Here is a 9,675-nt window from a genome sequence, read left to right on the forward strand (position 1 = left end):
GATGATAAATTTATGTTAATTGGTCTCGTATTATCACTTATTTTGTTATTCTTGCGGCAACTTTACATGTGGAAAGATAATCAAGCACTAATCCTTACATATGAACAGTTGACTACACAACTAGAGGACGAAGTTGAAGAAGGTGCATTTGCATTATCAAAAAGTGAACAACGCTATAAGTCTTTATTCGAAGATCATCCCGATGCCGTTTTCTCTTTAAATATGAATGGCATTTTTCAACAATCTAATAAGGCATGCGAAAGCTTATTTACTGCCTATTATTGCGAAGTGGCAAGCTATTCTCTGCTACACTTCATTGATTCAAAAGACCACGAACTACTGAAGAAGGCTTTACAAATAACAAAGGAAGGTAGGCCACAAACGTTAGAAGTTCGTACAAAAGAACAAGAAGGCTATTATTATTATCTTCATATTACACTTATCCCTACTTTTATAAACAAAGAAGTGGTCGGAATGTTTGGGATAGCGCGTGATATTACAACTTTATATGAAAAACAAAAACAAGTAGAGCATTTAGCCTTTCACGATGCACTTACTGGATTACCAAATCGCCGAAAGTTCGAAAAAGATTTAAAAGCCATTTTAAATACAGCCCAAACTAACGCAAATGATGTTGCCGTCATATTCCTTGATTTAGATCGATTTAAAAAAATTAACGATAGACTTGGTCATGACGTCGGAGATTTATTATTAATTGAAGTAGCAAAAAGATTACGCGGTTGCTTGCGTTCAAAAGATATCGTCGCTCGCCAAGGTGGAGATGAGTTTACAATTCTATTACCAGAAATGTACTCAGAAAAAAGTGCAATTTTTATAGCTGAACAGATTTTAACTATTTTAAACAAACCATTCTTCATTCAAGGCGAAGAACTCTCTATTACACCAAGTATCGGAATTGCGATGTACCCTGATTATGGAACTAATGTAAATGAGTTAATGAAAAATGCTGATATGGCTATGTACCGTGCGAAAGCAAATGGAAAAAACAGATTTGTTTTCTTCTCAAAAGAAATGAGTATCGCTCAAAATGAAATTCAATTCTTAGAAGGTGAACTTTCAAAAGCATTACAACAAAATGAATTTTTCCTTGAATACCAGCCACAAGTAAGCACAAAAACAAAACAAATTATCGGTTTTGAAGCATTAATACGTTGGAAGCATCCAAAACTCGGTATCGTATCTCCTGCCCAATTTATCCCTCTAGCAGAGGAAACTGGTTTTATTATTGAACTTGGCAATTGGATTTTACGTACTGCCTGCTTAGAGGCAAAAAGATGGCATAATCAAGGTTTTTCTCACTTAAAAGTTGGTGTAAATTTATCTGTTGTTCAATTTAACCATGCAGATTTAATCCCAACTATTTCAAAGGTGTTGGAAGAAACAGAACTGAAACCAGAAGCACTAGATATTGAAATTACGGAAAGCATCGCAATTAATCAAAATCTATCTGTAGTTGCAAAACTAGAACAACTTCAAAATCTCGGTATTCAAATTTCAATCGACGACTTTGGGACTGGTTATAGTTCTTTAGCTTATTTAACAAAATATCCAATCAACACATTAAAAATCGCTCGAGAGTTTATTTGTGGAATTACAACTAGCCCTTTAGAAGAAGCAATTGTCTCTTCCATTATTACACTATCAAAAGAACTAAATTTAGAAGTGATTGCAGAAGGTGTAGAAACAGAAGAAGAATGGAAATTTTTACATAAACAAAATTGTGATCACATTCAAGGATTCTTTATTAGCAAACCTGTTTCTAGTAAAGACGTTTGGATGTTACTCCATAAAAAAACAACCGTCTAAGTAAGACGGTTGTTTTTTAGAACTCAAAAGGTACTTCATTAGCTAATTGTATCTCTTGATTATTATGAGAAATTATTTGGTTTTTCTCTAATGCTGTATCTCCTAATGAAATACCCCATGCCATCGCTAACGTTAGTAAACTACCAATAAGTAGTTTTTTCATATTCCATCACCCGCATTTTTTCTTTAAATATATCATGAAAAATTATCCAGACTTTATGCAATTATGCATATTTGTTCTTTATGTCTTTTTTATTTCTTCATTTTTTTTATAAGTGATTCTTTTAATTCATGGTTTCCTAATATATCAAAAAAGAAGCATGCTTTTTCGTAAGCATCTTCAATTTCTGCTCTATCACACCCAAGTTTTGCTAAGCATTCACCTTTTCGAAAGTATAACTGTCCAATCAATGTCATACTGTTAATTTGACACGATAGGTCAATGGCTTTATTTGCGTGACAAAGCGCTTCTTCGTATTGATTGTCTATGTATAATGCTTTTGCATGATTATGTCTCACCTTCACATCAAACTCTTTATTATCATGCAATGCCTCTAATTGTTTTAATATATTTTCAAACAAATCAATACCCTGCTTCAAATAGCCGTTTTCAGCATAAATGTTTGCAATTGCGTTTTCAATATAAAGGTTCTGATATACATCTATTCCTACCAGTTGTTGATTGAGCAATTTCTTTAATTCTAAAATGCAATATTCGTAATCGATTTTTTTCAATACGTAAGCAGCTACATAATATTGCCATTGAAGAAATTGCTGAAGCTCGGGATGATATTCTTCCTTTTTCAATTCATTGCATACTCTATTATAAATTTCTTTATATTTTTTTTGCTTACAAAGTAGAATAATTTGATCTTTTAACTGCTTATTCCTCTCAATATCAGAATAAATGAGTACCTCATAAAAATGAATGATGGGAACTTGTAATTTTGCTGCAATACCTTGCAATATATCCATACTTGGGTATACCGCGCCCGATTCAATTCGACTTACTTCCGATTGATGACATATGTTCTCGGATAACTGTTTTTGTGTTAATCCTCTCATCACCCTAATTTTCTTAATTTCACTTCCTAATTTTTCTGCGTGCATACTTACTCACCATCCCATTATAACAATCTAGTTTTTTAAGTTGTCATACCACTACAATAATGTGAATTCGACAATTTTTGATATGAAATAATGCATAATATATATATAATTCGGCAAATTTTTCATACAATTCATCTCACATACAATAATAGATTAGGAGTGTTATAGATGAATTATAGAAAATTTGCTAGTGCTTTCGTTACGTTCGGTCTCCTTTGTCCTTTATCAACAAAAGCTATTCATGCCCAAGAATTAGATAAAAATGAAGTCAAAGTTGAAATTGCTCAGCCTGGTTTAACAATTGGAAAATTAACAGAACCTCAAAATGATACGAAAGAAAATATTGCGAAAAAGTATTTAAAAGGTGAGGTAAACGGGGCTAAAGCTCAACAAGAACAAGTCACTACTGAAAAAAATGTAGATTTCCAACCTACAAATAAAGAAACCAAAGAAAATCAAACCGAAGTTCGCCTTGCACAAACATATAAAAACTATAAAGTATATGGCCAAGATCTCATTGTAAAAGTAGATAAAAATGGAGTGATCACAACTGTTAGTGGTAAAGTTGTTCAAAATTTAAATCAACAACCTAATCTTACTATAACAAATTTTTTGTCGAAAAATGAAGTAAAATCTAAATTACGCGATATAGTTCAAATTCCAAGTGATGCAGTTGAGACAGAATTCTCTAGCGAAACCGTTGTTTATAAGAAAAAAGATGGCTATTATACATTCGCAACTGTTATTACATTTACTTATGAAAACAATGAACAAATTATAAACGGCAATGCTATCGTTGATTTAAAAACTGGCGAAGTACTTTTCCAAGAAAAATTCATTAAAAACAAAGAGAATAAGACTATAAATCAAGTAACATCACCTAGATTATCCCCTGCAAGTGAGCAAGGAACTGGGAAAAATGCACTTCAAGAAAACATCTCTTTCAATATTGCCAAAGGAACTGATGGGAAGTTTTATTTAGCAGATTTATCACGCGGAAATGGTATTTATATTTATAATGCAAACTACGCCGATTCTCTCGGAGGATATAGTCAAGCTGGTTATCCAGGGACACTAATTTCAAGTAGCAATCCTAATTTTGCAGATAAAGAAGCCGCGGGCGCTATGAAGAACATGAGTGATATTTACGATTACTTTAAGAAAGAACATAATCTAAAAAGTTACGACAATAAAGATTCAAAAGTTGTTGCTAGTGTACACGGTTTTGATTCTACTGAAGTTAGTGATGGTGTAAAAGAAGACTATGTAAATGCATTTTGGCATCCCGCTTGGAACCAAATGGTATTTGGTGATGGTTTAGACGGAAAACTAACATCCGCTCTTGATGTAACAGCTCATGAATTTGGACATGCTGTATTCAGTGGCACGACGAAAAATAAAGTCGTGAGATATCCAAGCGCTGAAACATCTGCACTAAACGAGGGATTAGCGGATTTCTGGGGTACACAAATCGAATATTACGTAAAGAAAGATAAAGGAAACTGGATTATGGGCGATACATTAGGTGACCTAACAATTCGTGATATCCCAAGGGAAATTGGTGACGGCGGTCATAAACTATATACAAATTTACAAGATTTCTATAACGATGGTAATAATCAAGAATCACACGTGAATTCTGGTATTATCAGTCACGTATTATATCAATTAGCTGAAGGTAAAACATATAACGGTGTTGCTGTTCAAAAACAAGGAAATGAAAAAGTAAGTAAAGTTGTTATGCGTGCATTGCAAAATTATGCAACTTCCGCTGAAGACTTTGAATCACTTCAATCTCACATCGTACAAGCTGCAAAAGATCTATATGGCACTGCCGTATCAAATGAATTTGCAAAAACATTTGAAGCACACGGTTACAAACCGTTACAAAAAGTAAATCAAGTAATAGAAGTACAATAATTATAAAAAGAAGGTTACCTCTCATAGGTAACCTTCTTTTTATATCCAACCCTTTTCTTCCGCAATTGTAATTGCTTCAATTCTATTTTTCGCATCAAGCTTCGCTAATACTTCAGAAATATAATTACGTACTGTACCCGGCGAAAGATAAAGTGCCTTCGCAATTTCGTTTGCCGTCTTTCCTTCTTTCGCAAGCAACAGTACTTCCTTTTCGCGATCTGACAACGGATTTTGCTCCTGCCATAAGCCAAACATTAAATCTTGGGAGACCTCTCGTTTCCCCTTCATTACATTACGAATTGCTGCCGCTAAATCTTCACTTGGGCTATCCTTTAATAAATAGCCGTGCACACCAGCTTTCATTGCTCTTTCAAAATATCCCGGCCGTGCAAATGTTGTTAAAATCATTACTTTGCATGATGATTTTTCTTTCTTTAAAGTCTCAGCGACATCCAATCCACTTTGAATCGGCATTTCAATATCCATAATACTTACATCTGGCTTTAACGATTCAATTAATTTTAACGCCTCTTCCCCGTTCGCAGCTTGCCCAATTACTTCGATATCATCTTCTAGATCAAGCAGGGCCCCTAATGCACCACGAAGCATCCGCTGGTCTTCTGCAATAATAATTCGAATCATGCCCTCACCTCATCTTTTCCTGTTCTAATAACAACTGGAACTTTTACCGTTAATAACGTCCCTGGATTGATTGTACCTAGTTCAACAAATCCATCAATAAGAGCAATTCGTTCTTTCATGCCGCGAATACCATTTCCATCATGATTTTGATCTGTTAAACCGATTCCGTTATCTTCTACTTTCAAAATCAGTTCACCTTGTGATTCTAATACAGAAACTGCGCACCGCGTTGCCTTACTATGTTTTACAACATTTGTAACGGCCTCACGTAAACACATCCCGACAATATTTTGTTCAATTGGTGATAACGAGCTCGATCTTGCTTCTTGCCTCACTTCTAATTCAATATTAGCTGCTTGTAAGATCGCTTTTATTTGCTCTAGCTCTTCTTCTACCGTAATCATACGCATATCAGAAATTAATTCTCTCAGCTGTTTTAAGGCGGTACGAGAAGTTTGTGTAATTTCCTTCGCTTCCGCACTTGCACGCTCTGGATTTTTCACAATTAACTTCTCTACAAGCTGGCTTTTTAAAGTAATAAGAGATAACGTATGCCCTAATGTGTCATGAAGATCTCTTGCAATTCGCTGCCGTTCTTCACGTTTTACTAAATCTTTAATTTGCTCGTTCGCCTCATCTAATTGATTTCTTAACATCTTTTTCTGATTAAAATTACGCATACCAAATGGCGTAAGAAGCATTAAGATAAACATCGGAACGATATTTACTAAACTTGTAGTTGTTAGTTGATTCATATTTGCAAATAAAAATGCTCCAAGCATTATAACTAACGAGCATAACAGCACTCGAAATACTTTCTTATTTGGCGCAAATCCCATCGCACTTGCTGTGAAAAAGCCAAAAAATATCATAAAAGGATTATAAAATAAAGCAAATAAAAAGATGAGTATCATTTGAATGCATGCCCATAAAATAAACGTCTTCTGAACAAAATATAGCTGACGGTATGTGATAATAAAAAGTATCAACATACTGCCTCCTAGCACAAGCTTCCATCCTGATGCTTGTGCTAAGTGATAAATTGGAAATAATAGATAAACAAACCACATGTACGGAAAAAATCCCATATGTTTCGGAAAAATCTCAATCCTCTTCTTCTCTATCATTTATACCGCTTCCTGTCTTTTTCTTATATATATTGATACTACAACAAATATAAGGAAATAACCTCCTAATACCGCGATATTTTCCCATCCAATTGATTTTCCAGCTACAATATCCCACGCACCACTTCCGAAATGGTATGTCGGTGTCCATTCACCAATCGTTCTTAATATTTTTGGGAATACTTCAATCGGCATCCACAACCCGCCAACTATAGCTAAACTCATATTTAAAATATTTGCTAAGCCAGCAGCTGCGTCCGCCTTCTTAATGGAACCTATTACTGTTCCTAACGCTAAAAATGGTGTTACCCCTAACAATAACCATAACCCCGCACCTATCCATTGCCCTACCGTTAACTCAACATGATTAATTAGTATCCCTGCAATAAAAATAACTAATATTGAAAAAGCATTTACTACTGTTTGAGCGATAATTTTTGCTGTTAAATATGCTCCCTCTGGAAGTGGTGTAATTTTTAGAAGATGTGTCCATCCTTGCCCTCTTTCCTGAGAAAGTCTCACACCAAAACTAAAGAGTGCAGTCCCTACAATACTGAAAGTTGCCATCGAAATTAAATAATGTGCTTTCCACGCATCTCCGTTTTGTGGTACTTGAACAACATTTGTGAAAATGTAGTAAAACATAACAGGCATTAATAGTGAGAAAAAGATAAATAATTTATTGCGGAATGTGCGTAAAATTTCTATTTTGCACTGCATCCATAACGCTCTCATGCGATTTCCTCCTTCTGATTTGCAACGAATTGTTCAAATGCCTCATCAAGACTTCCACGTTCAACTGAAACATCTGTTACAGGTAAACTCCTTTGATAAATGGCTTTTAAAGTTGCATCCGTATCCTCCGTTGTTAAAATGAAGCGGCCTTCGTTTGACTTTACTTCTATTACATTTGGTAATTCCTTTAGTAATTTTGTAGGAATGCTTTCCTTTGAGTAAAATGTGATTGTTTTTCTCGAAATCGTTGCTTTCATTTCGTCTGGTGTACCATCTGAGATAATCTTTCCGTTCGCAAATAATAAGATACGATTTGCTAAAGCATCTGCTTCTTCTAAATAATGCGTCGTTAAAATAATCGTTTTCCCTTCACTTGCTAACTTTCGAATCGTTTCCCAAAACGTTCTTCGAGACGTAATATCCATTCCGACTGTCGGCTCATCTAAAAATAACAAATCCGGATTTCCCGCAAGTGCAAGCGCAAAGTTTAACCTTCTTTTTTGCCCACCTGATAATTTCTCACATCTTTGCTTTCGCTCTGATTCTAAATTTGATAACTGCAGTAACGTTTCTTTCTCTATAGGATTCGTATAATAACTACGGAATAACTCAATTGCCTCTTCCACCGTAATACTATCAATGACACTTACTTCTTGCAGCATCGCACCGAGGCTATTACGAACATCTTTATGCTTTGGACTCTTTCCAAATATAGAGACCTTACCTTCCGTTGGTTCCTTTAATCCAAGCATCATCGACATCGTCGTTGTTTTCCCCGCACCATTTGGACCAAGCAACGCTACTATTTCCCCTTTATTTACATGAAATGAAACATTATTTACTGCGTTTTTATGTTTAAATGTTTTAGAAACACCATTTACTTCAATAATCTTTTCCATCTCTCCACCCCCGCTGTTTCTTATATTTACATTGTATTACTTGGAAAACTTAGGAAACAGTATAGTGCGTCATAACATCGATATGACAATTGTCATGTATTCTTTATGAGAGGAATCAACCTGCATACCGCAAGCGAGTAGCAGGACGAAAATAAACATGATACAATCGGATAAGATATATATTCGAGGAAGGACAGTGGTTTTCATGATTATTCGTAATGAACAAGATTTAGAAGGCTTACGAAAAATCGGCCGCATCGTTGCGCTTGCACGTGAAGAAATGAAAAAACAAGCGAAGCCAGGTATGACAACGAAAGAGCTTGATTTGATCGGTAAAAAAGTATTAGATGAGCATGGTGCTATTTCTGCACCTGAAAAAGAATATGATTTTCCAGGTGTAACTTGCATTAGTGTAAATGAAGAAGTTGCTCATGGTATTCCAGGAGATCGTGCATTAAAAGAAGGCGACTTAGTAAACGTCGATGTATCTGCTGCACTTGATGGCTATTATGCAGATACAGGCATTTCATTTGTTCTTGGAGAAGACGAGGCAAAAGAAAAACTTTGCCAAGCAGCGGTTGATGCATTTTGGGCAGCAATGAAAAAGGTTAGAGCTGGCTCAAAACAAAATCAAATTGGTCGTGCTGTTTCAAACTTCGCACATAAAAGTGGATACAATGTTATCCAAAACTTAACTGGTCACGGCATTGGTCTTAGCTTACATGAAGCACCAAATCACATTTTAAGTTACTATGACCCAATGGATAATGCGCTTCTAAAAGACGGTCTTGTTATCGCTGTAGAACCGTTCATCTCTATGAAAGCTGATCATATTATTGAACGTGGTGACGATGGTTGGACATTCGTTACACCAGATAAAAGTCTTGTTGCACAATGTGAACATACCGTTGTCGTAACACGCGGTGAACCAATAATCTTAACAGAAATCTAATACCAAAAACGGCTGTTTTGTAGATTTATTCCACATAAAACAGCCGTTTTTTATTTTTGGGAAAATATGTGAACTAGTGTTGAACTCTTTATCATTTAAGTATATAATCTTTAGCGGAGGTTACTTAAGCTTATCTTTACTAAAAAGATATTGTAACTAAGGAGTAAAACACCTTCTTTGCTATTGTTTAAACAGGCTCAAAAATGACCGTAGTAACGTGTTAGTCGAATATTCTGTAATCCTTATATTTCTCTAACAATGTAAGAAACTATCACCTTTCAACTTCGGTCCACTAATCGCACAACTCTCTTTAGACAAAATAAATGACTATTTTCAAAGTACATATTGTCTTCATTCTGACCAAAACCAACCCTATCTAGATTTTTATTTCCACATAACTTTAAGGCAAAAATAAGCCTTCACAAAGGGATACACTACATTGGTTAGTATGTATCGTAAAACT

The 9,675-nt window shown here is 35.0% G+C and carries 9 protein-coding genes; 3 read left to right on the forward strand and 6 right to left on the reverse strand.

What is annotated here, in order from left to right:
• Positions 1-1,827, forward strand: a 1,827-nt coding sequence (locus ACQGS6_RS17875) for an EAL domain-containing protein (protein ID WP_426965372.1), incomplete at its 5' end; no start/stop codon positions are given.
• Between the two features lie 16 nt (positions 1,828-1,843).
• On the opposite strand, the gene ACQGS6_RS17880 is transcribed toward ACQGS6_RS17875, so the two are convergent.
• Both ACQGS6_RS17880 and ACQGS6_RS17885 read right to left on the reverse strand, forming a co-directional pair.
• Positions 1,844-1,990: a quorum-sensing peptide PapR gene (locus ACQGS6_RS17880; RefSeq protein ID WP_000734726.1), complete on the reverse strand. Its 147-nt coding sequence runs from the start codon at positions 1,988-1,990 to the stop codon at positions 1,844-1,846.
• Between the two features lie 89 nt (positions 1,991-2,079).
• The gene (locus ACQGS6_RS17885; protein ID WP_000542924.1) at positions 2,080-2,937 is read right to left on the reverse strand and encodes a helix-turn-helix domain-containing protein; all 858 of its coding nucleotides are present in this window, start codon (positions 2,935-2,937) and stop codon (positions 2,080-2,082) included.
• 168 nt (positions 2,938-3,105) lie between these two features.
• Here ACQGS6_RS17885 and ACQGS6_RS17890 point away from each other — a divergent pair, with 168 nt between their 5' ends.
• Positions 3,106-4,857: a M4 family metallopeptidase gene (locus tag ACQGS6_RS17890; protein WP_025966819.1), complete on the forward strand. Its 1,752-nt coding sequence runs from the start codon at positions 3,106-3,108 to the stop codon at positions 4,855-4,857.
• 39 nt (positions 4,858-4,896) lie between these two features.
• Here the strand turns inward: ACQGS6_RS17890 and ACQGS6_RS17895 are convergent, their stop codons facing one another.
• From ACQGS6_RS17895 to ACQGS6_RS17910, 4 genes are read right to left on the reverse strand one after another with little or no spacing between them, the layout of a single operon-like run.
• Positions 4,897-5,499 (reverse strand): response regulator transcription factor, encoded by a 603-nt coding sequence (locus ACQGS6_RS17895; RefSeq protein ID WP_000619259.1) that lies wholly within the window; start codon positions 5,497-5,499, stop codon positions 4,897-4,899.
• Positions 5,496-6,626 (reverse strand): sensor histidine kinase, encoded by a 1,131-nt coding sequence (locus ACQGS6_RS17900; protein WP_000570609.1) that lies wholly within the window; start codon positions 6,624-6,626, stop codon positions 5,496-5,498. Before ACQGS6_RS17900 ends, ACQGS6_RS17895 begins: the two co-directional genes overlap by 4 nt.
• On the reverse strand, positions 6,627-7,361 hold the full coding sequence (locus ACQGS6_RS17905; RefSeq protein ID WP_001202431.1) for an ABC transporter permease: 735 nt from the start codon (positions 7,359-7,361) through the stop codon (positions 6,627-6,629).
• Positions 7,358-8,260 carry an ABC transporter ATP-binding protein gene (locus ACQGS6_RS17910; RefSeq protein WP_000411131.1) on the reverse strand — a complete coding sequence of 301 codons (903 nt, stop codon included), beginning with the start codon at positions 8,258-8,260 and terminating at the stop codon, positions 7,358-7,360. The genes ACQGS6_RS17905 and ACQGS6_RS17910 overlap by 4 nt, the downstream gene beginning before the upstream one ends.
• A 157-nt stretch (positions 8,261-8,417) precedes the next feature.
• Here ACQGS6_RS17910 and map point away from each other — a divergent pair, with 157 nt between their 5' ends.
• Positions 8,418-9,212 (forward strand): type I methionyl aminopeptidase, encoded by a 795-nt coding sequence (gene map, locus ACQGS6_RS17915; RefSeq protein WP_142238203.1) that lies wholly within the window; start codon positions 8,418-8,420, stop codon positions 9,210-9,212.
• Positions 9,213-9,675: the final 463 nt, after the last annotated feature.

The organism is Bacillus sp. GMs2/2, from assembly GCF_050172095.1.
GTDB lineage: Bacteria > Bacillota > Bacilli > Bacillales > Bacillaceae_G > Bacillus_A > Bacillus_A cereus.

What these genes read in the sequence shown, in the direction of transcription:
- ACQGS6_RS17880 (WP_000734726.1), bottom strand. Translation starts at nt 1,990, where the DNA reads ATGAAAAAACTACTTATTGGTAGTTTACTAACGTTAGCGATGGCATGG.
- ACQGS6_RS17885 (WP_000542924.1), bottom strand. Translation starts at nt 2,937, where the DNA reads ATGCACGCAGAAAAATTAGGAAGTGAAATTAAGAAAATTAGGGTGATG.
- ACQGS6_RS17890 (WP_025966819.1), top strand. Translation starts at nt 3,106, where the DNA reads ATGAATTATAGAAAATTTGCTAGTGCTTTCGTTACGTTCGGTCTCCTT.
- ACQGS6_RS17895 (WP_000619259.1), bottom strand. Translation starts at nt 5,499, where the DNA reads ATGATTCGAATTATTATTGCAGAAGACCAGCGGATGCTTCGTGGTGCA.
- ACQGS6_RS17900 (WP_000570609.1), bottom strand. Translation starts at nt 6,626, where the DNA reads ATGATAGAGAAGAAGAGGATTGAGATTTTTCCGAAACATATGGGATTT.
- ACQGS6_RS17905 (WP_001202431.1), bottom strand. Translation starts at nt 7,361, where the DNA reads ATGAGAGCGTTATGGATGCAGTGCAAAATAGAAATTTTACGCACATTC.
- ACQGS6_RS17910 (WP_000411131.1), bottom strand. Translation starts at nt 8,260, where the DNA reads ATGGAAAAGATTATTGAAGTAAATGGTGTTTCTAAAACATTTAAACAT.
- map (WP_142238203.1), top strand. Translation starts at nt 8,418, where the DNA reads ATGATACAATCGGATAAGATATATATTCGAGGAAGGACAGTGGTTTTC.